This is a genomic window from Vibrio sp. HA2012 (genome assembly GCF_002812955.1).
GTDB lineage: Bacteria > Pseudomonadota > Gammaproteobacteria > Enterobacterales > Vibrionaceae > Vibrio.
In genome coordinates, this window is the sequence record NZ_PFXK01000001.1 from 545,858 (window position 1) to 570,245 (window position 24,388).

The following is a 24,388-nucleotide window of genomic DNA, read 5'->3' on the forward strand; positions in this document are numbered from 1 at the left end:
TATTTTCACCCCAGTTTATCCAGTATGCCCAGCGCCTTTTCAAAGTCATACTGTTCGATAGCGGTTAACGCAATCTGGCACGGTTCTCTGACCTCTGTCGGAATATTCATCTTCAGTAGCCGATTAATCAGCTCTTCAGACTCTCCGTCAAAATCTGCCAGTTTTTGTTTCAACTCGAAAAGAATCTCTGCATATTCACTCTGTTCATTTTCAGCTTCAGCTACAGGAGGAATGGCTAACCGAGAAATCTCGTCAACCACAAGTGCAAACCGCTCTTCAAGCTCGGCTAATGTTTTCGCGGTATCCGGTAGCTCTGAATGGGTTTCCTGCTCCTGTCTTAGCTGCATTTCACTCATTTTTGCCCGCTCATGCAGCGTCATTGCCCCAATCGTTGCAGAGATCCCTTTCAACGTATGAGCCGCCTGCACGGCACTGACCCAGTCTTTCCGTCCCCGGGCGGTCTTAATGTCATTAAGTATGCCAGCTTCATTTTCAGCGAAACGTTTCAGCAGTTGCAGATAGCTCTCCTTATCCAGTCCCAGCCGTTTCATCGCCAATGCGGTATTCAGTGTTTTGAAGTCGTCCTCATCTGCCTGCCGTTCCGGTTCTGTTTCCTTGACCGGCTCCTCATTCGATCCAGAAACCATTCCCTCGTCACTTGTCCAGAATATTAATGTACTCAGAAATTTTTCTACGTTGATTGGTTTAACAATATGGTCATTCATACCGCAACGATACATCTCATCCACTTCTTCACGCATCGCACTGGCAGTCATTGCAATAACAGGCACCGATCCAAATACCTCATTCTGGCGAATAAGTTTTGTTGCTGTGTATCCATCCATAACCGGCATCTGACAATCCATAAGAACAAGATCAAAGGGATAGCTATTTAATAGCTCCAGCGCAACCTGACCATTCTCGGCCAGCATAATATCCAACCCGTAGTTGTCCATTAATCCAACCGCAACTTCCTGATTAAATTTATTATCCTCTACCAGTAAGACCCTTTTCCCTCTCAGCTTTCCTGCTGCGTCCTGAACCGTTTCCTGAGTCCTGTCATTCTGAGCATTTTTCCGTTTTTCCGGACACTGAAAACATGCCGTAAAGTAGAAAATACTGCCTTTATTCAATTGGCTTTCTACCCATATTTTCCCATCCATCATGGAAACCAGCTCACGACTGATGGACAGTCCAAGACCTGAGCCTCCGTACTTCCGGGTTGTTGATGCATCCGCCTGACTAAAAGGCAAAAACAGTTTCTCCTGCTGAGACTCAGACATACCAATACCGGTATCTTCAACAGAAAAAAGCAGTTCAATGTCAGGACGATGCCGGGATAAAACAGAAACCGATACCGTAATCCCACCATGTTCGGTAAACTTAACCGCATTGCCACACAAATTGACCAGAATCTGATTCAGCCGCATTGCATCACCAATAAGCAGAGCCGGTATCGCCGGATCCAGGTCATAGCTCAAATCGAGTCCTTTCTCTTTAATGCTGATATTAATGATTGAAGACAAATCATCGAACACACTTTTAAACCAGAACTCTGACTTTTCAATCTCCAGTTTACCGGCTTCGACTTTGGACAGATCCAAGATATCGTTAATAACCCGTAGCAACAGCTCCGCTGAATGATGAATTTTTTCCACATAATTTTTCTGCGCTTCGGAAAGGTCTGTCTGTAACGCCAGATGAGACATCCCGATAATGACATTCATCGGTGTACGGATTTCATGGCTCATATTGGCGAGAAAACGGCTTTTGGCTTTGCTGGCCTCTTCGGCCTGCCGCTTGGCCGTTTTCAGATTTCGCACCGCCTCTTTACGCAAAGAAATATCTTGAAATACAGAGACATAACCATCGCCGCCATTAGCAAGCGTAATAGGGACAGCATTAACTGATACAGGAAAAGCCTGATTGTTTTTATTAAAAAACCACTGGTTATCAGAGGTATAATCTTTTTGCTCTCTGATACTGACCAGAATAGGGCAATTCTGCTCATTCAACTTATCACCAGCATCATCGTGATGATGAATAAGAGCATGAATATCTTTGCCTATGATCTCTTGTTCTGTATATCCCAGCAGTTCAAGCCCTTTCCGGTTGATAAAGGTACATATTCCCTGCCCATCAACAGCATAGACCCCTTCCCCCATGGTATTAGTCAGACTCAGCAGAAAATGATGATGTTTCTGAATCGCATCTTCCATCTCCTTTCTTTTGGTAATCTCCGTCCGGATAGCAAAAAAACGGAAAGGTTTTCCTTTTTCATCAAGCAAAGGAACGACGGTAGCAGCAAACCAGTTATTTGTACCAAACCTTGAACGATTTTTTATTTCTCCTTCCCAGACATTTCCGGCTGTAATGGTTTTCCAGAGGTCCGAAAAAAATGCCGCATCATGCTCATCCGATTTTAATATACGGTGATTTTTCCCTATCAGTTCTTCACGTGTATATCCGGAAATATCACAAAATTTATCGTTGGCATACACAATATTACCATTGACATCCGTCGCACTGACAATGGCGTGCTGATCAAGAGCAAAGGTCTGAAATTCAAGATCTCTGGCCATTTTTTGTAGTCGCTCCTGAGAGCGTTCAACCTGACGCAGAATAAAGTAACCGATAAAAATAACGGCAAGTATGACGAAAACGGAAAAGATAAGCTGAAGCGTCTGATAATAGTGCCTGTGCTCTTCAATATTGGCTTCCAGCTCATGCACTTTCGCATGGCTGCGCTGCAGCATATTATCAGCCACAGCCACAGGGCGTTCAAAAGACTGAGGAAGTGTATTCAGATAAGATTTTATCCGGTTAATCGTCTGCATATATTCCAGCGAATTACCCGCACTTTTGTAGGTCTCACGTTCTTTGAGCATCTGGAGCAAATCATCGGATTCACGTCGCATCTGAACCAGCCAGGGGGACAGTTCTATGACCTTCCGGACAAAATCTTCCTTGCCCGGCTGAATTTGATAAACATTGACATTATGCAGGCCATTCTGGCGAATATATTCCAGATGAATATCAGCCTCAACAGCCCCCCCTTTCTCAAAAAGGGTCAGAAGTGATTCCAGATGTTCTATATTGGCATGCAACCCTTTATATATGGCTTCCTGATCCGAAATAGCAGATGTCGTCGCCATCTGATAAAAAGAAGATTCCATCTGTTTAAGATCTAATACAATCAGTTCACCTATATTCAGTCGTGCTTTCTGACTGGTGACTTGCTCATTGAGCTCATCATTCATATGGCTGAATACCGTGTAGATAATAAAAATCAACAGAAACCCGAGCAATGACAGCCCGGTTTGCAGGTAGATCCAGAGCGGGGACAGATCTTTCTTATACAACGCAAGGTTCACAGAAATCTCCATCTTATTGACCTTTATTAAACATAATTAACCAACTGATACATACAGTCAACAAAAGCACCACATGGCAGATTCAAAACGTGCATTCAGTAAAAGAAATGTCTACTTTTGCACCATATTGAACCCGGTTTTCAGTAAATTACCTGAATTTATTCCCATAATGGCCAATAAAGGTTGAAGCGATTCCTATCACAGGTAATATGTCTTGCTGGATAAAAAATTCTGATTTGTTTTAACGGAGAATATATCAAACATGACTTACGCGCCTGTAAAAGACGTTCTCAGTGGAAAACTGGCTGTTGACAGTGAAATAACTGTCCGGGGCTGGATCCGCTCACGTCGTGATTCCAAAGCCGGGATCTCTTTCCTTGCCATTTATGACGGCTCTTGTTTCGACCCGATTCAGGCCGTGGTCCCGAATAATCTGAATAATTACAATGACGAAGTACTGAAACTGACAACCGGCTGCTCAGTTGAAGTAACAGGGACGGTTGTTGCATCTCCGGCACAAGGTCAGGATTTTGAACTGGCAGCGACAGCAGTAAACATTATTGGCTGGGTGGAAGATGCCGATACTTATCCAATGGCTAAAACTCGTCATTCCATCGAATATCTGCGTGAAGTCGCACACCTTCGCCCTCGCACTAATGTAATCGGTGCTGTAGCCCGTGTGCGTAACTGCCTGTCTCAGGCTATCCACCGCTTCTACCACGAGCAGGGATTTTTCTGGATGTCAGCCCCGCTAATCACCGCCTCTGACTGTGAAGGTGCCGGTGAAATGTTCCGCGTATCAACTCTGGATATGGCTAATCTGCCACATACAGAACAGGGGGATATTGATTTCAATGAAGACTTCTTCGGCAAAGAAACCTTCCTGACGGTATCCGGTCAGTTGAATGCCGAAGCTTATGCCTGTGCTCTGAGTAAAGTGTATACTTTCGGTCCGACATTCCGCGCTGAAAACTCCAACACCAGCCGCCATCTGGCAGAATTCTGGATGGTTGAGCCGGAAGTTGCCTTTGCTGATCTGGATGATGTTGCAGGTCTCGCAGAAGCAATGCTTAAATATGTATTTAAAGCAGTACTGGAAGAACGTCGCGATGATCTGGAGTTCTTCGCTCAACGTATCAATAAAGAAGCCATTACCCGCCTTGAAGCTTTCGTCGATTCGGACTTTGCACAAGTAGACTATACCGATGCCATCCAGATCCTGATTGATTCTGGTAAAGAGTTCGAATTCCCGGTTGAATGGGGTATTGATATGTCTTCAGAGCACGAACGCTATCTGGCGGAAGAACACTTTAAAGCTCCGGTTATCGTGAAAAACTATCCAAAAGACATCAAAGCCTTCTATATGCGTATGAATGACGACGGCAAAACAGTAGCGGCAATGGATGTTCTGGCACCGGGCATCGGTGAAATTATCGGTGGCTCTCAGCGTGAAGAACGTCTGGATATTCTGGACAAACGCATGATCGAAATGGGTATCGATCCGGAACATATGAACTGGTATCGTGATCTGCGTCGTTACGGCACGGTTCCTCACGCCGGTTTCGGCCTTGGTTTCGAGCGTCTTGTCTCTTATGTAACCGGTATGGCGAACGTACGTGACGTTATTCCTTTCCCTCGGACACCTCGCAGCGCAAACTTCTGATCAGAATACAGACAGACAAAAACCGCCTTTCTTAAGGCGGTTTTTCTTCAAATCCCTATCGTAAAATCCGCTCCTCTGCCCCGCAGATTTTTCTCAGTTATCCTCTGTTTAAAAACCGTTTTTCAGTCAGAATGACCTTAGTAAAATCATCACCAAACTGAAAAAATGACTGTAATCTATTTTTTTTCTGTTTCTCTGTATTATCTGTTGTCACAATACAGCCATAAAGGTATAACTATGGGCGTTTACCAACCCCTTATCAACATGGACGGAGATTATGTTTGAAAAAGTCGCTGCGGCACCGGCAGACCCCATTCTTGGCCTAACTGAAGAATTTAAAAAAGACCCTCGCACTGAAAAGATCAACCTGGGCGTAGGTATTTATAAGAATGAGAGCGGTGAAACTCCTATTCTTGCTACCGTAAAAAAGGCAGAAGCTGCGCTGCTTGAAGACGAAAAAACAAAATCTTATCTGACCATTGAAGGAACCGCAGAATACGGGCTGGCAGTACAAAAGCTGCTGTTCGGTGCTGATTCCGACATTGTTTCCCAAAAAAGAGCAAAAACTGCTCAGGCTCCCGGAGGAACAGGTGCGCTTCGTGTCGCCGGAGAATTTATCCGCCGTCAACTGAATGCTCCTCGTATCTGGATAAGTAATCCAACCTGGGCAAACCACAACGGTGTCTTCACAGCAGCCGGACTGGAAACCGTGCAATACAGCTACTACGATGCAGAAAGCAGAGACAAAGATTTTCCGGCAATGCTGGCAGATCTGGAAAAAGCAGAAGCCGGAGATGTGATTCTTTTCCATGGTTGCTGCCATAACCCGACAGGCATTGACCCAACGACTGAAGAGTGGGAAATACTGGCAAAATTATGTGCCGATAAACAACTTCTGCCCCTGTTTGATTTTGCCTATCAGGGATTTGCCAAAGGCGTGGAAGAAGATGCCGCCGGTCTGCGGATCTTCACCCGTTTTAATACAGAGATTCTGGTCGCCAGCTCTTTTTCAAAAAACTTTGGTCTGTACAATGAACGTGTTGGTGCTTTTACTCTGGTAGCAGAGAAAGAAGATATCGCTACACAGGCATTCTCTCAGATTAAGACCATTATCCGTTCTATCTACTCCAATCCTCCGGCACACGGAGCTGCCGTTGTTACTTATATTTTGAACACGCCGTCACTGCGTGAAGAGTGGGAACAAGAAGTCACTGAAATGCGAGACCGTATTCAGGAAATGCGTGAGCTGTTTGTGACCACATTAAAAGAACTCGGCGTAGCAAACGACTTTAGTTTTATTGAACGTCAGAATGGTATGTTCTCATTCTCCGGACTCAGTAAAGAACAAGTTGCGCAACTGAAAAAGGAGTTTGGTATCTACATTGTAGGTTCTGGCCGCATCAGTGTCGCTGGTATGACCAAAGCAAATATGCTGCCTCTGTGTAAAGGTATTGCTGCTGTTCTGTAACTTATACGGCGATTTCAATCTGTAAGGGCTGAACACTTGTGTTCAGCCTTTTTTTATCCATCGCTATCCTTCTTAGTATTAAAACCCCGCTTAGTATTAACCCGTCTTCAATGTTACGATAGTTCTACCGGAAACAGCAGGAACCCACAATGGAAGCAGAACTTCTGGAAATTAATAATTTTGTTAAGCAATTCTCCCCATTTAATGACCTTCCCGGGGAAACGATTGAATATATCAGCAGTAACATTGAAATATCTTACTACCGAAAAGATACCCCTATTGTCCATTTTGGCGATCATCTGCATGATCTTTATATGGTTCGCAGTGGTATTGTAGAAATATCCCGCCGTAACGGCGAACTTTATAACCGTCTTGATGAAGGTGACATCTTCGGCCAGATGGGACTGCTGACCAATAATAAAGCCCGTTTCCCAGCCAAAGCGATTGAAGATTCACTGATCTACTGCATTCCGGAACAAATTTTTCAGGAACTTTATGACAACTTTGACAGCTTCGCAGATTTTGTCGAAGTCGAAAATACAGCCCGGCTACGGCAAGCCGTATCGATTACGGAGGGAGCGAATGATCTGACAACATCCAAAATCAGCACCCTTATATCAGGTGAACCGGTCAGAATTTCCCGCAATGAAACCATTCAGCATGCAGCACAAAAGATGGCCGATGAATCCGTATCTGCAGTTCTGATCATCGACCCTGAAATCGAAGAAGGTGAAGACCACAGTCAGTTTGTCGGCATTATTACCGACAGGGATCTCTGTACCCGGGTTCTGGCACAGGGCATATCTCCGACAGAAAAGGTCGATACCGTAATGACAACAGAGCTGGTATCACTCGACCATAATGCCTATGTGTATGAGGCGATGCTGACTATGTTGCGCTACAACGTGCACCATCTCCCTATTCTGAAAAACCGGCATCCTATCGGTGTGCTTGAATCCGCTGATATTGTTCGCTATGAGTCACAGAGCTCTCTCCTTCTGGTCAGCAGTATTTTCACCCAAAACAGTATTGATGAACTGAAGCATCTTTCAGAACAGGTAAAAGACAGCTTTGTCCGGCTGGTCAATGAGGATGCTAACGCCCACATGGTCGGAACGGCCATGTCGGTGATTGGCCGTAGCTTTAAACAACGAATTATTGAACTGGCCGAAGAAACGCTGGGGGCACCTCCCATCCCCTACTGCTTTCTAGCACTCGGGTCAATGGCCCGGGATGAGCAGCTATTAATAACGGATCAGGATAATGCCATTATTCTCGACAACAGTTACGATCCAACAAAACATGCAGAATACTTTGAAAAACTGAGTACTCTGGTCTGCGACGGACTGGATCAGTGTGGATATCCTTATTGTACCGGAGAGATTATGGCGACCAATCCGATCTGGCGTATGACTCAGACCGAATGGGAGGAATGTTTCGCGGACTGGATAGATAATCCGAATCCAAAAGCACTGCTTAACAGCAGCATATTTTTCGATCTGGACGGGGTTTATGGCCGACTGAAATGGGCAGAACAACTCAACAGCTTCATTGTGCGACGTGCCCGGAAAAACAACCGCTTTCTGGCCTGCCTTGCCCGCAATGCACTGAACCGTACTCCCCCGCTTGGTTTTTTCAAAAATTTTGTGATGGAAAAAGACGGACAGCATAAAAATTCGATCAATCTGAAACGGCGCGGTACGGCTCCGCTGGCTGATTTAATCCGGGTACACGCCTTGGCTGTCGGTTCTCGATCCAGAAATACCTTTGAACGCTTAGACGACATTATGGAAGCCGGTATTTTACCCAAAGGCCGGGCGGCTGATCTGCGTGATGCACTGGAGTTTATCTCCATGGTCAGGATCCGGCATCAGGCCGCTGATGTACAAAATGGTATTGAACCGGATAACAGTATCGAACCGGAAAACATGTCAGACTTTGAACGCAGAAATCTGAAAGATGCGTTTCAGATCCTGAGTAATGCCCAAAACTTCCTGAAATTCCGCTATCAGGCCAGTAACAAATTCAAGTGATAACAATGAAACTGAAAACTCTTTTTCAAAGCAACACCATTAACTGGCCCGAATACTATGCTAAGCAGAAGATCCGGGTACAGGATCCGCGTCTGACCGCATTTTATCAACAGGGAGTTGTCGCGCCGGAAACCCCCCTGAATCAGGTTCCCTTTGTTGCACTCGACTTTGAAACTACAGGACTGGACGCAAAAAAAGACGGGATTATCAGCATTGGACTGGTGCCTTTTACACTGAGCAGAATTACTCTGAATCATGCCAGACACTGGATAGTGAACCCGGATAAACCACTGGCAGAAGAATCGGTAGTTATTCACGGTATCACCCACAGTGATATTATTGATGCACCCGATCTTACGCAGGTTCTGGAACGTCTGCTTGAAGCACTTGCAGGGAGCGTTGTTGTTGTTCATTACCGGAAAATCGAACGTGAATTTCTGGATAGTGCCTTAAAAAACCGTATCGGCGAAGGCATGCTATTTCCGGTGATAGATACACTGGTTCTGGAAGCCCAGATTCAACGGCGACAGAGTGGCGGTTTACTGAATCTGCTCAAAGGAAAAAAACCGGAGTCTGTCCGTCTGGGAGCCAGCCGCAGCCGCTACGGTTTACCCGCTTATCCGCCACACCATGCGCTGACAGATGCTATCGCCACAGCCGAACTGCTACAAGCTCAAATTGCTCACCACTACCCAGCCGATATGCCAGTCCAAAGACTCTGGAAATAAAAAACCTCCCGCAAAGGAGGTTTTTAGTTGTCTGATAATAAGAACTTACTGTGCCTTATACATCACTTTGTTACCTGTCATCTGCTCTTTCACAACCAGCTTTTCTTCCAGAAGTTTTTTCAGAGCTCCAGTCGCCCAGGATGCGGCTTTCGCATCATCCTGTCCGGCTTCCAGACCGATGCTTTTCGGATTAATACCGTCAGGATTGTTTACAACAATATCCAGAACCTGCTGCTGCTTTGGTGTCAAAGCAACCGTTGTTGCTTTAACCGCCGTTGCAGGTGCCGGGGAGGTTTTAACCGTTACTGCTTCAGCCTTTTTTACTGGCTTAGCTTTCACAGGAGCTACAGGTGTCTGACCTACAACTGCCTTAACACGTTTTTGCAGTTTCATCTGCACTTTACGCTTATGAGCAAGTCTCATTAGTGCTTCTCCGCTTCACTGATGAGGCCCTTTTAGCTTTCAAAGTTAACATCCTGGTGTGATCCGTTACATTTGAAAGATAAATAGACCCTGCATACAGTGGGTAAATATAAGGCGGCTTTTATACCAAAATTTACCCGAAATATACAGAGTAAGGTGTTGAATATGATTAAAATTCAGACAACATTCAACTTCCGGCCTTTTTTTGTGTAAAAAACAACCAGTCAAAAACGGCGTCTTAATAAAGAAGTAACATGTCAGTAAAGTGGCATCTCATCGGCAACAAACGGATTTGTCGCCCTCTCCCTGCCGAAAGTTGACTCCGGACCATGGCCGGGAATAAATTTCATATCATTTCCCAGTGGCCAGAGTTTATTTTTAATCGAGCTGATAAGAGTATTAAAATCACCACGAGGAAAATCTGTCCGGCCAACGCCGCCATTAAAGAGAACATCTCCGACAAAAGCAATTCGAGCTTCATCATTATAAAATGTCACATGACCAGGAGTATGTCCCGGTGTATGCAGTACTTTCAGAGCCTGATGCCCAAAACGAACTTCATCGCCGTCATTCAACCACTGGTCCGGCTCAAACGCCTCTGTCAGCGGAAACCCAAACATCTGGCTCTGCCCTTCCAATCCCTGCAGCCAGAAATTATCTTCCTTCTGTGGACCGATGACCGTGGCCCCCAGAGCTTCAGCCAGAGGTACCGTACCACCAACATGATCAAGATGCCCGTGTGTCAGCAGCAGGCTGATGACATCAATACCCAGCTCTCCGACTAAGCGTGCCAGTTGTTTTTCATCGCCACCGGGATCAATCACAACCCCCTGCATCGTTTCATCACACCATACAATGGAGCAATTCTGGGAAAAAGAAGTAACGGGAACAATCTGATATTGCAGACTCATGAAACACTCTCATCTCTAATAATAGCCTGAGAGAGACTATCGCATCACAAACACGGGATTACAAGTCAGAAAAAATCCTGACTCCCCCCCGACTACCAGTGACGGATTGGACCAGTATCAATATGAATAAAGTTACTTTCCGGATAATAGCCGACGCCACCAGAATGTAGTGATAATGCTGCTTTTCTGACCTGACTTAACCTGACCCCGGAGAGGCGGAAATCGATTGCCTTCCCCTGCATATGGAAGCTCTTTTTTGCCACACCATCAGACTGAGAACGCAACATTTCATTGGTGGCCGGAGAACGGTAACCAGAAATAATCTGCACTTCAGATTTCACACCTAACCGATTCTGTATTGCCTGCAGTTGTGTCAACAATTGCCTGTCTATAGGATGAGTTTCATTTCTGCGGAAATCGCGACACAGATAGTTAATCTTAAGCAGTTCAGATTCAATATAGTGTCTGCCGTCAAAATAACAGGCTTCAAGGGTTTCCCCTGTGTGCAAATTATTCAGACGGATGATCTTTTCTCTGCCCGGCTGAGCAGCAAAAGCAACCTGTGGAAGCACGGCAGAACAGATAACACCACAGGTGGTATGTGTGAGAAAACGGCGACGACTTAAATCAACAGCAGACATAAAACAGCAAACCTCAATACAACTAAAACGACAGACAAACATCCCTGTCTGAAGACTAAGCAAATAACGCACCATGCCTCTGTAACACGGCAATCTACCGAATGTTTTGGGGTCAGTCAAATGCAAAAAGCGGCGAATATGCCGCTTTTAAACTGGAAACTACAGGTTACTTACTGTTTTGAAAGTTGTTTATCCGCCATAGATAACATGATGAGTTTTTGACCAAATGAGTCACTTTTGGCATAGCTGTCATACCGGTAAATATCATTTCTGTACTGGACAACACCGGATTCCACCCATGCCGTCTGATACACAATGCTCACCGGTATAGGCCTGTTAAGACTGATAACATAGTTGGCCTGTCCGCTGATATTCTGAGCGGCAATTTCCTGTTTCGTCCGTTCACTGATACGCGAACTAAGCAGCAAATTTGCCAGTTTATCGGCATCCTGAACCCGGATACAACCAGAGCTGTAAGCCCGAATTTCCCGGTCAAACAGTGACTTCCCCGGGGTATCATGTAAAAAAATAGAGTTGCGGTTAGGAGTATTAAATTTATATAATCCCAGCGCATTCTCCGGCCCTGCATGTTGCCGGAAACGATAAGGAAACTGTTCCGGAACAACTTGCTTCCAGTCCAGCTCATCAGGATTAATACTCTGCTCAGAAACCCAGTCAGACAAAATTTCATACTGGTGTTTGGCTATATAATTTTTATCCCGCTGAACCGCAGGAATGATATCTTCAACCATAATGGTTCGAGGCACATTCCAGGTAGGGTTTAAAATAACAGCATCCATCCGGGTGTCGATCAGGGGGGTCTTACGTGAACGCCGTCCGACAATCACTTTTGTATCAAAATAAGCATGTCCGTTATTCCAGTAGCGAAGCCGGAAATCCGGGACATTAACAATCATAATATTATCCCGGTCTGGCTGCCATACCCGAAGTCTTTCGGCATTAAGAGCCAGTATTCTGGCTCTTTCCTCAACTGGCGTATTCAGCCATTTCAGGGTATTTCTTCCGATAATACCGTCGGCTTTCAGCCCGTGCAAAGCCTGAAAACGGATCACGGCTTTTTCCGTTTCCGGATCAAATACTGTGCTTGTTGCATCAATACGGGTCGTATCTACCCCGACAATGGCCAGTCTTTCCAGCAACGCCCTTTTTCGCTTAAGTGTATCACCCCGCCTTTTGACCTGATTCGGAGAGTAAGCGGAAAATTTAAAACGACTATGCCGAAGCTGCGTTATCATGCCATACAGCATTTTCTGTTCTTCATTCATCGCAAGAGACCGCTGAAGATAACGCTCCAGCCGGGCATCCTGTATCGCTTTCATCAATTCTACTTTTGCCCGCTCTGATGGCTCAGGCAGAACAGTTGGTATCCGGGCACCAAAATACCAGTCTTTACCATTTTCCCGGGAAAGCTCTGTATAGCTGATATAAGAGAGAAGCGTATCGGTAGCGACAATGTCATACGCCATTGCCTGATGTTCTGCTCTCGCTTCTTTCAGTGCAATCAGGCGCTTAAAAAAGTGATCGCTCAGATCCGCAACCGTAACAATTTCCAGTAATTGTTCGAATCCGTTTATGGCATCGTCACTGTACCAGAGTAGTTGATTTCCATTCGACGCATAGATCCGGGCAACCAGTTCCTTATGCAGCAAGACGACATTGTCCGGAGTCTGATTATCCACCCAGCGCAACGCATCAAAGCGACTCAGGGCAGCTCCCGGAAAAGCAATAATAAGAGAAAAAACAAAAATGAGTACCCTGACCATCTTTAGCATGCCTTTTACAACGTTGTTACATACTAAGTATGGCAAAGAAACCGGAAGGGAAGAAGAAGAATATTAAAACCGCCCCCTACAACTGAATAGGGGGCCTTTGTTCTCTGAACCTAATCCAGATCCAGTTTGTGCTTACCGTGTGAAACTTTTGCTTTCAGATAAGCTCTATTTCCGTCTTTTACATGCGCCAGCGTATGGATTACTTCTTCAATTTCAATACCAAGCTCTTTCAGCTCTTTCACCTTTTTAGGATTATTAGTGATCAGCCTGATTCTCCCGACACCTAATGCTTTCAGCATTTGAGCCGCTTCGGTAAAGTCACGTAAATCATCGCCGAACCCAAGATGATTATTCGCCTCATAGGTATTCATCCCGGCACTTTGTAATGTATACGCATCGATCTTGTTATACAGGCCGATCCCGCGTCCTTCCTGACGCAAATAAAGGATAATACCGCCCTGTTCGCCCATTTTCTCGATAGTTTCATTAAGTTGCTCGCCACAATCACAGCGAGAAGAATGAAACACATCTCCGGTAAGGCATTCGGAATGCATTCTGACCAGCGGCGTTTTATCTCCGGCTGTTTTGTCGGCAGACTGGAAAATAACCGCAACATGTTCTTTATCACTGTTCAACCCTCTGAAAGAGAGGATCTCTGCGTCAATACTACTTTTGATCCCCACTTTTAAGGCGACTCTGGCTCTGACTTCCGCCATATCTTTACTCACTATCTAAATTAGATTCACAGGCTTAATTGTATTCTCAGGAAAGCGTCTCGAATGTCTTTGCAAAAACCTCTTTCCGGATTCAGAAGGTGTTGCCGGCAGGCAAATGACCTTAAGACAAGAATTAGCTTCTGTTATATACATGGGTATGTTTCCGGAAATTTCAATCCGCATGACAGGGATATTACCCCATTGTTACTATATAACAACCACAAAAAATCTATGCCTATGCGTAAAAAAACGGGATCTTGTCAGACCCCGTTTTTATGTTACTCACGTGCGAGTTATCACTCAGATTGCTGACTATTCTTCGCTGTCAGTTGCATCAGTATCAGTATCAGTATCAGTATCAGTATCAGTATCAGTATCAGTATCAGAAATTTCACCGTCTTTCAGTTCAATATCATCAACGTCGTCTTCTATATCGTCAACTTCATCGATACGCTGTAGTCCAACCACATTTTCATCGTCCGCGGTACGAATCAGAGTCACGCCCTGTGTATTACGGCCAACCTGACTGACTTCAGCAACACGAGTACGAACCAGAGTACCGGCATCGGTGATCATCATAAACTCATCACCATCTTCTACCTGTACTGCACCCACAACACTACCGTTACGTTCAGAAACTTTGATCGAAACCACACCCTGGGTACCACGACCTTTCGTTGGATATTCAGACAGGCTGGTACGCTTACCGTAACCATTCTCAGTGACGGTTAGTACATCACCATCCGTCTTCGGTACGATTAGCGACACCACTTGATCGCCGTCAGCAAGCTTCATGCCTCGAACACCGGCTGCCGTACGACCCATTGGTCTTACACCTTTGAACTTAATCTCCGGCTGGCCATTTTCATCCAGCACTGGCTGACCGTTTTCATCCACAACAGCGGTTTCTTCCGATTCTTTAAAGCGAACTACTTTGCCGAATTTAGAGAACAACATAATTTCGCTTTCGCCGTCGGTGATATCAACACCGATCAGTGAATCTTCATCACGCAGGTTCAACGCAATCAGACCATTTGAACGAACGTTAGCAAATTGATCCAGCGACGTTTTCTTAACCGTACCGTCACCGGTAGCCATAAAGATAAATTTATCTTCTGAATATTCAGAAACACGCAGAATAGCCGTCACACGTTCATTCTCTTCCAGAGGAAGAATATTCACAATTGGTTTACCGCGGGCAGTACGAGTTGCCTGAGGAAGCTGGTACACTTTCAGACGATAAGTTTTACCACGAGTAGAGAAACACAGAATATTATCGTGCGTATTCGCAACCAGAAGACGCTCAATATAGTCTTCATCCTTCATCTTGGTTGCACTCTTACCCTTGCCCCCACGACGCTGAGCTTCATAGTCACTCAGCAACTGGTATTTCACATAGCCTTCATGCGACAGGGTAACAACAACATCTTCCTGAGCTATCAGCTCTTCCATATCGATATCGTGAGTTGCTGCCGTAATTTCAGTACGACGTGCATCCCCAAAGCCGGTACGAACAGCTTCCAGTTCTTCACGGATCACTTCCATCAGGCGCTCAGTGCTGGCAAGAATGAACATCAGTTCAGCGATTTCATCCAGCAGCGCTTTATATTCATCGAGAATCTTTTCGTGCTCAAGACCGGTCAGCTTATGCAGACGTAAATCAAGAATAGCTTGAGCCTGTTGTTCTGTCAGATAGTACAAGCCATCACGAATACCATACTGATCTTCCAGCCATTCTGGACGAGCAGCGTCTGTTCCTGCACGTTCCAGCATCGCAGCAACATTACCCAACTCCCAGCCACGGGCAGTCAGCCCGGCTTTTGCTTCAGCCGGAGTCGATGCATTACGGATAAGCTCAATAATCTCATCGATATTTGCCAGTGCAAGAGCAAGACCTTCAAGCAGGTGAGCACGTTCTCTGGCTTTTCGCAGTTCAAAGATAGTACGGCGGGTAACCACTTCACGGCGGTGATCAACAAAGCATTTGATCATTTCTTTCAGATTAAACAGCTTAGGCTGACCGTTATCCAGCGCCACCATATTAATACCGAAAGTCGTCTGAAGCTGAGTCTGGGAGTACAGGTTATTCAGAACCACTTCACCCACAGCATCGCGCTTACATTCGATAACAATACGCATACCGTCTTTATCGGATTCATCACGCAGTGCACTGATACCTTCAACTTTCTTGTCTTTGACCAGTTCAGCAATTTTCTCGATCAGACGTGCTTTGTTTACCTGATACGGAATTTCAGTTACAACAATGGTCTCTTTACCATTTTTGTCTGCTTCTATTTCCGCCTTGGAGCGCATATAGATCTTACCGCGACCGGTTTTATAGGCATCAACAATACCTTTGCGGCCACTGATCAGTGCCGCTGTAGGGAAATCCGGTCCCTGAATATAAGTCATCAGCTCATCGATAGAAATATCGTGGTTATCGATATATGCAAGGCAACCATCAACAACCTCCGTCAGGTTATGCGGAGGAATATTGGTTGCCATACCTACGGCAATACCGGAGGAACCGTTTACCAGCAGGTTAGGAACTTTGGTCGGAAGTACGGCAGGGATCTGTTCTGTACCATCATAGTTAGGTACATAATCCACCGTTTCTTTATCCAGATCAGCAAGCAGTTCGTGAGCAATTTTTGCCATACGAACTTCGGTATAACGCATCGCTGCCGCGGAGTCACCATCGATAGAACCGAAGTTACCCTGCCCATCACACAGCATGTAACGTAATGAGAATGGCTGAGCCATACGTACAATTGTATCGTATACTGCGCTATCACCATGCGGGTGATATTTACCGATTACGTCGCCCACTACACGGGCTGATTTTTTATATGGTTTATTCCAGTCATTACCCAGTACATTCATCGCAAACAACACGCGGCGGTGTACTGGTTTTAGGCCATCACGCACATCAGGAAGAGCACGACCAACGATAACTGACATCGCATAGTCAAGGTAAGAACCTCTCAGCTCATCTTCAATGTTTACGGGCGTGATCTCTTTAGCTAAATCGCTCATAGAGCCATTATCCCTCTACTTTTTTGATCGTATATCAGATACGTACAAGACCACAAAATATAACATAAAAATCCCCTTTTCCGCAGCACTTTCAGGCTCCTTTTGCTGGCTTGTGCGCTATTTTCCAAATAAATGCCGTAGAATTAACATAATAAAGCGGTAGGTTTTTGAATGCTGGTTATTTTTTATCCGAAAAAATGACGCATGGTTTAGCCTGTACTCTCTGTTCTTTTCCCGGCTATAATTCTCAATCCGTAGAGAGGCAAACCGGAACCGTTATGCAAAACGTCGATCCTAATGAAATCAGGAAATTTGAAGAAATGGCACACCGTTGGTGGGATCTGGAAGGAGAGTTTAAGCCTCTGCATCAGATCAATCCGTTGCGGCTGGACTATGTGCAGGAAAAAGTCGGCGGACTGTTTGGTAAAACGGTATTGGATGTTGGCTGCGGAGGCGGTATTCTGGCGGAAAGTATGGCCATTGAAGGGGCTCATGTCTCCGGACTGGATATGGGTGCCGAGCCGCTGGAAGTTGCACGTCTACACGCACTGGAAACCAATACTAAAGTAACCTATCTGCAAAGCACTGTTGAAGAGCATGCTGCAGAATTTCCCGGCCATTATGATATCGTCACCTGCATGGAAATGCTGGAACATGTTCCAGACCCACTTTCAGTAGTTCAGTCATGTGCAATACTGGTAAAACCGGGTGGGCATGTATTTTTCTCCACATTGAACCGGAATCTGAAATCGTATCTGTTTGCTATTTTAGGAGCAGAGCAGTTATTAAAAATCGTTCCACAGGGAACTCACGAACATGCAAAATTCATAAAACCATCAGAGCTGATGCGTATGATCGACCAAACTTCCCTGCAAGAAAAAGGGATCACTGGTTTACATTATAATCCTCTGACCGCCACTTACCGGTTAGGACACAGGGTTGATATCAACTATATTATTCATACACAAAACAACATTATCCATACACAAAACAGTGCATAATTTCACCACCAAAACGAGTTTATGCAACAGTCTGATTTTTTACCGAAAATCAAGAAAAAAAATTTTCATTGATTTAACTCAAAAGAAATAGCAAAGGATGGTTTTTTCATGTCAAAGACCATCCGAGATCCTCAGTTAGCAGCTACTAACTTCTAAGCTTCCTCCTGCTGCCCCATCACATTTCCGACACATTTACGCTCTTGAAAAGCATTCAAAATCACTCTATCTTGTAACCCGCTCAACGAAAGAACACTATATGTTGTATATCAAACAACAAAACACCCGTTTTTACTATTACGTATGGTCTGAAAACCATTCAACGGATATACGTCAGCTTTCAATCAGGGAAAATAACGAAAATGAACCAACAATTAAGCGTAACCAAGCGCAACGGACGCAGAGAAAACATCGATCTGGAGAAAATTCACCGGGTTATTACCTGGGCCGCAGAAGGTCTGGAGAATGTTTCTGTCTCGCAGGTCGAAATGAAATCCCATATTCAGTTTTATGAAGGCATTTCCACCACTGACATTCATGAAACCATTATAAAATCAGCCGCGGATCTGATTTCAGAAGAAACCCCAGACTACCAGTATCTGGCCGCTCGCCTTGCTATTTTCCATCTGAGGAAAAAAGCCTATGGGCAGTACGAGCCACCCGCGCTTTATGACCATGTGTCTAAGCTGGTTGATATGGGGAAATACGACAAACATCTGCTGCAGGATTACAGCTTTGAAGAGTTTCAGCAGATGAACGCTTTTCTGGATCATAATCGTGACCTGAATTTCTCATACGCAGCAGTGAAACAACTGGAAGGCAAATATTTTGTCCAGAACAGAGTAACTAAAGAGATCTACGAAAGTGCTCAGTTTCTGTATATGCTGGTTGCCGCCTGCCTGTTTGCTAACTATCCGAAAGAAACCCGCCTGAACTATATCAAACGTTTTTATGATGCCGTTTCTACATTCAAAATATCACTGCCTACGCCGATTATGTCTGGCGTACGCACCCCTACCCGTCAGTTCAGTTCCTGCGTACTGATCGAGTGTGATGACAGTCTGGATTCTATTAATGCCACAGCAAGTGCCGTGGTTCGTTATGTGTCCCAGCGTGCAGGCATAGGCATCAATGCCGGCCGGATCCGCGCCCTTGGCTCTGAAATTCGGGGAGGTGAAGCCTTCCATACCGGCTGCATACCTTTCTATAAATATTTCCAGACAGCGGTAAAATGCTGCTCTCAGGGAGGGGTTCGCGGTGGAGCCGCCACTGTTTTTTATCCTATGTGGCATGGTGAAGTTCAGTCATTGATGGTACTGAAAAACAACCGTGGCGTAGAAGAAAACCGTGTAAGGCATATGGACTACGGTGTACAGCTCAATAAAACCATGTATACCCGCCTGATCAAAGGGGAAAATATCACCCTGTTTTCACCATCTGATGTTCCAGGACTGTATGATGCATTCTTTGCTGATCAGGACGAATTTGAGCGCCTGTATACGCAATATGAATCGGATCCTGCCATTAAGAAGCAAGCCGTAAAAGCCGTTGATCTGTTCTCTCTGCTGATGCAGGAGCGGGCATCGACCGGCCGGATTTATATTCAGAATGTAGATCACTGTAATACCCACAGCCCGTTTGACCCGACTGTCGCACCAATTCGCCAGTCAAATCTGTGTCTGGAAATTGCGCTGCCGACCAAGCCCCTGAATTATGTTGGTGATGATCAGGGTGAAATCGCACTTTGTACCTTATCAGCCTTCAATCTGGGGGCCATCTCGCAGCTTGATGAGTTGAAAGAATTATCTGAACTGGTTGTCCGTGCACTGGACGCTCTGCTGGATTATCAGGATTATCCGCTTCCTGCCGCCTATACATCAACGATGAACCGCCGGACTCTGGGGGTTGGTGTCATCAACTACGCCTACTACCTTGCAAAACACGGAACAAGATACTCAGATGGCAGTGCCAATGCACTGACGCACAGAACATTTGAAGCGATTCAGTATTACCTGCTGCAAGCTTCCATGCAACTGGCGAAAGAACAGGGAGCCTGCCCGGCCTTTCATGAAACCCGCTATGCTCAGGGTATCTTACCCATTGATACTTATAAAAAAGATCTGGATAACATCTGTAGCGAACCCCTGCGTTACGACTGGGAAACACTGCGTAAAGAGATCAAAACTTACGGGCTGCGTAACTCAACTTTAACCGCTCTGATGCCGTCAGAAACATCATCTCAGATATCAAATGCAACTAACGGCATTGAGCCTCCACGTGGTTTTGTATCGGTAAAAGCCTCTAAAGACGGTATTTTGAAGCAGGTTGTCCCTGAATATGAAAAACTGAAAGACAACTACGAGCTGCTGTGGAATATTCCGTCTAACGATGGCTATTTACACCTTGTGGGCATTATGCAGAAGTTTGTCGATCAAGCTATTTCAGCCAATACAAATTATGATCCGGCAACACAACCAAACGGTAAAGTACCGATGAAGCTACTGCTTAAAGATCTGCTGACTGCTTATAAGATGGGAGTAAAAACCCTCTACTACCATAACACCCGTGATGGGGCGAGTGATGAACAAAGCAATGCAGCAGCAACACAGCAGGATGACTGTGCTGGCGGCGCCTGTAAGATCTAATTTTTATGAGCATATGATGATGAAATACAGTACCTTTTCACAAACTAAAAATGACCAGTTGAAAGAGCCGATGTTCTTCGGTCAGTCTGTCAACGTTGCCCGTTACGATCAGCAAAAATTCGAAATATTTGAAAAGCTGATCGAAAAGCAGCTCTCTTTCTTCTGGCGTCCGGAAGAAGTCGATGTCTCCAGCGACCGGATTGACTATGCAGACCTTCCTGACCATGAGAAACATATTTTTATCAGCAACCTGAAATATCAGACACTGTTGGATTCTATTCAGGGACGCAGCCCGAACGTAGCCCTGCTTCCGTTGGTATCACTGCCGGAAGTGGAAACCTGGATCGAAACCTGGTCGTTTTCAGAGACCATTCATTCCCGATCTTACACACATATTATTCGTAATATTGTTAATGACCCAGGCACCGTATTCGATGACATAGTAGAAAACGAACACATCCTCGCCCGGGCAAAAGATATTGCACACTATTATGATGACCTGATCCAACTAACCAATGACTACCATCGTTTTGGCGCAGGTGTACATGAACTGAACGGAAAAACCGTCACCATTAAGCTGCGAAATCTGAAAAAGAAACTTTACCTGTGTCTGATGTCGGTAAATGCATTGGAAGCCATTCGGTTCTATGTCAGTTTTGCCTGTTCATTTGCCTTTGCGGAACGGGAGCTTATGGAAGGTAATGCCAAGATCATTAAACTGATTGCCCGTGATGAAGCCCTGCATCTGTCCGGAACTCAGCAGATGCTGAACCTGTTGCGCACCGGTCAGGATGACCCTGAATTTGTTGATATAGCAAAAGAGTGTGAGCAGGAATGTTTCCAACTGTTTAAGGATGCAGCAGAACAGGAAAAAGACTGGGCAGATTACCTGTTTAAAGACGGCTCAATGATCGGCCTGAACAAAGATATTCTCAGCCAGTATGTCGAATATATCACTAATGTCAGGATGCGTTCAGTTGGTCTGGAACCGGCTTATCCGCAGGCCGCTTCGAACCCTATTCCCTGGATTAATGCCTGGTTATCATCCGACAATGTTCAGGTTGCACCTCAGGAGGCTGAAATCAGTTCCTACCTTGTCGGCCAGATTGATAATCAGGTAGCAAGCGGAGATTTTGAAGACTTCGAACTCTGAACCACAGATCAGTCATATTGATAAAGAAAAGCCCTGTGAATTCAGGGCTTTTAAACTTGGTTCAAGTAAAACATGGAAGTAAATAAAAAGGGAGTAGTTATGAACTTATTTAAAAGACCAGCTGATTTACGGAGTAAAGCTGCTCAAATTTAGGACGTCTTTTGAGTACAGCTTCAGCATTAGATAAAGTGACAGGCTTCTCACCAATACATCTACCATCGTCATCAAAGAGTGACAAATGGTATCCCTGTTGATCTGGTGAACCGCTGTCATGTGGCAGACTAACCCAGAGATTAATCACATCCATCTTATCGGAACTACAGGTTTCGCCTAACAGAATTCGTTCTCTGGCGACCTTGTACCAAACTTCAATTCTAGACTGACTCAGCATTATCGCACCTCCAACTGTCCGTGATGCTCCATCCATAAAACGATCTTAGAGAAGATCTTTTTTTAACGAGCAAGTTCCAGTGTAGATTTTTTTTTCTGAAAGCCCAGAGATAAAAATGGGATTTAAAAACTCAGTTTTAAATCCCATTGGAAATCATTGAATTAGCACTTAGACCGTTTTGGTATAAACAAAACAGAAAAAAGCAGATATTTTGTTATTAAATTAACATCTTATAAACTTTTTTATTAAATTCCTCTGTCGAACCAAAAGCTTTAGGCACAGAACAGGCCTTCCTTAACAGATTGATTTTAAAAATAATAATCACAACGCACTGGCAGGCACAAAAAGTTCACGAATGCGCTTAACCGATGAGTACTCACCGAATACCGGTTTCGCCTCAAGGTGACGACGTAACATATCCGTGACCATAGCCGCATACAATTTCCGCAGATCTTCCCGCTCATAATCACGTTTCAATTCGACAACCTGTCCCCATTCTCCATTGCAGGTCGACAAGCCAAAAGCCACCTTTCCGTCCAGCATATTCCCGGTTGCCAGTCCGATATCACTGCCATTCTTCTCACGAATAGCCGCAGCAAGAGCCAGCGCCGCTGCTAGCGGATCCTGCTCAACCAGCGAATTTTGCACCGGATTACTCATAATCCAGGAAGAACCCAGCCTGTCTGCCAGCTTCTTATTGCTGTGCAGCCAACTGGCAAGATACCCACCCGTCGACTGTTCTGAAACAGAAACGACCTGCTGCTTTTCTTCCAGCAATGCCCGGATATTCTCCAGCATGGGCTCATCGACACTAACCACATTATCACCAAGATGACCATACACAATATGCATAATCTTCAGACGGGTATCCATCTCCCCGGCCGGGCCGAAAAGTTTGATTTCAATAAATGGTAACGAAGAGCGATAACCAAATTCATACCCTGCCGGAAGATGAATATGACTGATCAGATCGGAGATTCCCGACTCGGTCAGGCCGAATGTGAATATGCGGCTGACCTCCCGACTTTCAGCCGCATGATATTCCGACTTTATTGCCGGTAGGATCCGGGAATCAACCATATGTTTAAATTCACGCGGTACACCCGGAGTAAAGAAGAACTGAGCCTGATTTATCCGTATAGAAAAACCACAAGCAGTACCAACAGGATTATCAATAATAGTGGCGGAACGGGGCAGCATCGCCTGCTTAATATTACTTTCCGGCATCTCCCTACCCAGCCGCTTAAAGTAATTTTTCATCACCTCAACCCACTTGGGAAACAACTCCAGTTCGTCTTCTGCGGCTTCGGCTGCAGCTTCGGCACTCATATCGTCAGAGGTAGGACCTAAACCACCGTTTACGATAACCAGATCATAATTCAGACTCAGACTGACCATTTCATTCACGAGATCAAACAGGTTGTCTCCCACTGTAGAGCGTTTCTGTAATGCCAGCCCTTCCTCAAAAAAACGTCTGGACAGCCAGGCGGCATTGGTATCGACAATATCTCCGTGAAGAACTTCTTCACCTGTACTTAGCATTGCTATCTTGATCATCCGGGTTGCTCTCTGTCCTGTTTGATTTAACCGCTATACGTTACGCTAATTTCAGGCATTATGTCGAGTCAGGATCCTGTAAACCCGACAAAAAAACCATCATACTTGTTTACATATCAATCAACGAATTAACTCAAAATGGTAACTGGATAACAAACTTAAGACTTCCTGTCTGCCACTGGTTCAAAAATTGATAATTGTCATACATTCTCTTAGTTTTAGTCCTAAACTAGAGATAACAACGTAATTCATAGACTTAAGTATTAACAGATAATCAGGTTAAGGAATAACAAATAACACTGCGACCTTTGGAGGGTTTAAGTATGAGCAGCACTTTCATCGTCAATTTTGTTGGTAAAGCATCCCCTACGACGATCAAGCACCTTTCAGCCATTACGCATGAGAATGGTGGTAAGTGGCTAATCAGTAAAGTTAACTTTATAGAAGATCAGGTCGCCGCAGTGATCAAAGTAGAGCTTCCTAAAGCGAATGAGCAAGTCGTTAAAGATGCATTTGCCGATAACAAAGATCTGGTCGTTCAATTTGTCGATACCGATCCGACAACCCATGATAAAGAAGAGGTTTTTAATCTGAGACTGGATGCCAACGACAGAGCTGGTGTAGTGAATGAAATTACTCAGGTTCTGGACGGACAGGGAATCCGCATTCTGGATATGGATTGCCAGCGGGTGTTTATTGCCGGCGGTGGTGGTGTCAGTAACAGCCTGTTTACCGCTAATCTGGCCATCAAACTTCCGGCAGATGTCACGATAGAAGATGTGACCAAAGAACTGGAATCTCTCAGTGAAGATACCCGGGTTATTCTGACCAGTTAATGTCTCTTTTATACATCCGCAA

17 protein-coding genes are annotated in these 24,388 nt (G+C 45.0%); 8 read left to right on the forward strand and 9 right to left on the reverse strand.

The genetic code is table 11. The features are described from left to right. Positions 1-5: 5 nt before the first annotated feature. On the reverse strand, positions 6-3,374 hold the full coding sequence (locus CSW98_RS02505; protein WP_198517262.1) for a PAS domain S-box protein: 3,369 nt from the start codon (positions 3,372-3,374) through the stop codon (positions 6-8). 262 nt (positions 3,375-3,636) lie between these two features. On the opposite strand from CSW98_RS02505, the gene asnS reads away from it, so the two are divergent. The 4 genes from asnS to CSW98_RS02525 all read left to right on the forward strand — a co-directional run bounded on the left by asnS (position 3,637) and on the right by CSW98_RS02525 (position 9,266). After that, a complete protein-coding gene (gene asnS, locus CSW98_RS02510) occupies positions 3,637-5,037 on the forward strand; it encodes an asparagine--tRNA ligase (protein WP_100798861.1) in 1,401 nt (466 codons plus the stop codon). 277 nt (positions 5,038-5,314) lie between these two features. Beyond that, positions 5,315-6,505, forward strand: a complete 1,191-nt coding sequence (locus CSW98_RS02515; protein WP_100798862.1) for an amino acid aminotransferase — start codon at positions 5,315-5,317, stop codon at positions 6,503-6,505. 149 nt (positions 6,506-6,654) lie between these two features. Beyond that, positions 6,655-8,538 carry a putative nucleotidyltransferase substrate binding domain-containing protein gene (locus CSW98_RS02520; RefSeq protein WP_100798863.1) on the forward strand — a complete coding sequence of 628 codons (1,884 nt, stop codon included), beginning with the start codon at positions 6,655-6,657 and terminating at the stop codon, positions 8,536-8,538. Between the two features lie 11 nt (positions 8,539-8,549). Continuing rightward, positions 8,550-9,266, forward strand: a complete 717-nt coding sequence (locus tag CSW98_RS02525) for a 3'-5' exonuclease (protein ID WP_100799150.1) — start codon at positions 8,550-8,552, stop codon at positions 9,264-9,266. 45 nt (positions 9,267-9,311) lie between these two features. Here CSW98_RS02525 and CSW98_RS02530 read toward each other — a convergent pair whose 3' ends face one another. The 6 genes from CSW98_RS02530 to gyrA form a co-directional block, all read right to left on the reverse strand. After that, positions 9,312-9,689 carry a MarR family transcriptional regulator gene (locus tag CSW98_RS02530; RefSeq protein ID WP_100798864.1) on the reverse strand — a complete coding sequence of 126 codons (378 nt, stop codon included), beginning with the start codon at positions 9,687-9,689 and terminating at the stop codon, positions 9,312-9,314. Positions 9,690-9,946: 257 nt separating this feature from the next. Then, on the reverse strand, positions 9,947-10,600 hold the full coding sequence (locus CSW98_RS02535) for an MBL fold metallo-hydrolase (protein ID WP_100798865.1): 654 nt from the start codon (positions 10,598-10,600) through the stop codon (positions 9,947-9,949). 92 nt (positions 10,601-10,692) lie between these two features. Next, positions 10,693-11,241: a peptidoglycan L,D-endopeptidase MepK gene (mepK, locus tag CSW98_RS02540; RefSeq protein ID WP_100798866.1), complete on the reverse strand. Its 549-nt coding sequence runs from the start codon at positions 11,239-11,241 to the stop codon at positions 10,693-10,695. Positions 11,242-11,411: 170 nt separating this feature from the next. Beyond that, the gene (locus CSW98_RS02545) at positions 11,412-13,025 is read right to left on the reverse strand and encodes a L,D-transpeptidase family protein (RefSeq protein ID WP_232733463.1); all 1,614 of its coding nucleotides are present in this window, start codon (positions 13,023-13,025) and stop codon (positions 11,412-11,414) included. Positions 13,026-13,144: 119 nt separating this feature from the next. Beyond that, entirely contained in the window at positions 13,145-13,750 is a 606-nt protein-coding gene (locus tag CSW98_RS02550; RefSeq protein ID WP_100799151.1) for a GTP cyclohydrolase II, read from the reverse strand. A 312-nt stretch (positions 13,751-14,062) separates the two neighbouring features. Next, on the reverse strand, positions 14,063-16,786 hold the full coding sequence (gyrA, locus tag CSW98_RS02555) for a DNA topoisomerase (ATP-hydrolyzing) subunit A (protein WP_100798868.1): 2,724 nt from the start codon (positions 16,784-16,786) through the stop codon (positions 14,063-14,065). 278 nt (positions 16,787-17,064) lie between these two features. Between gyrA and ubiG the strand changes: the two genes are divergently transcribed. The 3 genes from ubiG to nrdB all read left to right on the forward strand — a co-directional run bounded on the left by ubiG (position 17,065) and on the right by nrdB (position 21,582). Then, positions 17,065-17,787, forward strand: coding sequence for a bifunctional 2-polyprenyl-6-hydroxyphenol methylase/3-demethylubiquinol 3-O-methyltransferase UbiG (gene ubiG, locus CSW98_RS02560; RefSeq protein ID WP_100798869.1), 723 nt, complete (start codon positions 17,065-17,067; stop codon positions 17,785-17,787). A gap of 359 nt (positions 17,788-18,146) precedes the next feature. After that, complete coding sequence (gene nrdA, locus CSW98_RS02565; RefSeq protein WP_100798870.1) at positions 18,147-20,429, forward strand: class 1a ribonucleoside-diphosphate reductase subunit alpha; 2,283 nt, start codon at positions 18,147-18,149, stop codon at positions 20,427-20,429. A gap of 19 nt (positions 20,430-20,448) precedes the next feature. Next, positions 20,449-21,582, forward strand: coding sequence for a class Ia ribonucleoside-diphosphate reductase subunit beta (nrdB, locus tag CSW98_RS02570; RefSeq protein ID WP_100799152.1), 1,134 nt, complete (start codon positions 20,449-20,451; stop codon positions 21,580-21,582). A gap of 109 nt (positions 21,583-21,691) precedes the next feature. On the opposite strand, the gene CSW98_RS02575 is transcribed toward nrdB, so the two are convergent. Together CSW98_RS02575 and CSW98_RS02580 are read right to left on the reverse strand one after the other, a co-directional pair. After that, a complete protein-coding gene (locus CSW98_RS02575; RefSeq protein WP_100798871.1) occupies positions 21,692-21,973 on the reverse strand; it encodes a 30S ribosomal protein S6 modification protein in 282 nt (93 codons plus the stop codon). A 321-nt stretch (positions 21,974-22,294) separates the two neighbouring features. Beyond that, entirely contained in the window at positions 22,295-23,530 is a 1,236-nt protein-coding gene (locus tag CSW98_RS02580; RefSeq protein ID WP_100798872.1) for a CinA family nicotinamide mononucleotide deamidase-related protein, read from the reverse strand. Positions 23,531-23,853: 323 nt separating this feature from the next. Between CSW98_RS02580 and CSW98_RS02585 the strand changes: the two genes are divergently transcribed. Then, positions 23,854-24,366 carry a glycine cleavage system transcriptional repressor gene (locus tag CSW98_RS02585; RefSeq protein WP_100798873.1) on the forward strand — a complete coding sequence of 171 codons (513 nt, stop codon included), beginning with the start codon at positions 23,854-23,856 and terminating at the stop codon, positions 24,364-24,366. Positions 24,367-24,388 lie beyond the last annotated feature (22 nt).

Bases quoted from the DNA above. Each gene is read 5' to 3' on its own strand.
- mepK (WP_100798866.1), bottom strand. From the start codon at position 11,241: ATGTCTGCTGTTGATTTAAGTCGTCGCCGTTTTCTCACACATACCACC.
- CSW98_RS02575 (WP_100798871.1), bottom strand. From the start codon at position 21,973: ATGCTGAGTCAGTCTAGAATTGAAGTTTGGTACAAGGTCGCCAGAGAA.
- CSW98_RS02550 (WP_100799151.1), bottom strand. From the start codon at position 13,750: ATGGCGGAAGTCAGAGCCAGAGTCGCCTTAAAAGTGGGGATCAAAAGT.
- CSW98_RS02585 (WP_100798873.1), top strand. From the start codon at position 23,854: ATGAGCAGCACTTTCATCGTCAATTTTGTTGGTAAAGCATCCCCTACG.
- CSW98_RS02515 (WP_100798862.1), top strand. From the start codon at position 5,315: ATGTTTGAAAAAGTCGCTGCGGCACCGGCAGACCCCATTCTTGGCCTA.
- nrdA (WP_100798870.1), top strand. From the start codon at position 18,147: ATGAACCAACAATTAAGCGTAACCAAGCGCAACGGACGCAGAGAAAAC.
- CSW98_RS02535 (WP_100798865.1), bottom strand. From the start codon at position 10,600: ATGAGTCTGCAATATCAGATTGTTCCCGTTACTTCTTTTTCCCAGAAT.
- CSW98_RS02520 (WP_100798863.1), top strand. From the start codon at position 6,655: ATGGAAGCAGAACTTCTGGAAATTAATAATTTTGTTAAGCAATTCTCC.
- nrdB (WP_100799152.1), top strand. From the start codon at position 20,449: ATGAAATACAGTACCTTTTCACAAACTAAAAATGACCAGTTGAAAGAG.
- gyrA (WP_100798868.1), bottom strand. From the start codon at position 16,786: ATGAGCGATTTAGCTAAAGAGATCACGCCCGTAAACATTGAAGATGAG.
- CSW98_RS02580 (WP_100798872.1), bottom strand. From the start codon at position 23,530: ATGATCAAGATAGCAATGCTAAGTACAGGTGAAGAAGTTCTTCACGGA.
- CSW98_RS02530 (WP_100798864.1), bottom strand. From the start codon at position 9,689: ATGAGACTTGCTCATAAGCGTAAAGTGCAGATGAAACTGCAAAAACGT.
- CSW98_RS02545 (WP_232733463.1), bottom strand. From the start codon at position 13,025: ATGGTCAGGGTACTCATTTTTGTTTTTTCTCTTATTATTGCTTTTCCG.
- asnS (WP_100798861.1), top strand. From the start codon at position 3,637: ATGACTTACGCGCCTGTAAAAGACGTTCTCAGTGGAAAACTGGCTGTT.
- ubiG (WP_100798869.1), top strand. From the start codon at position 17,065: ATGCAAAACGTCGATCCTAATGAAATCAGGAAATTTGAAGAAATGGCA.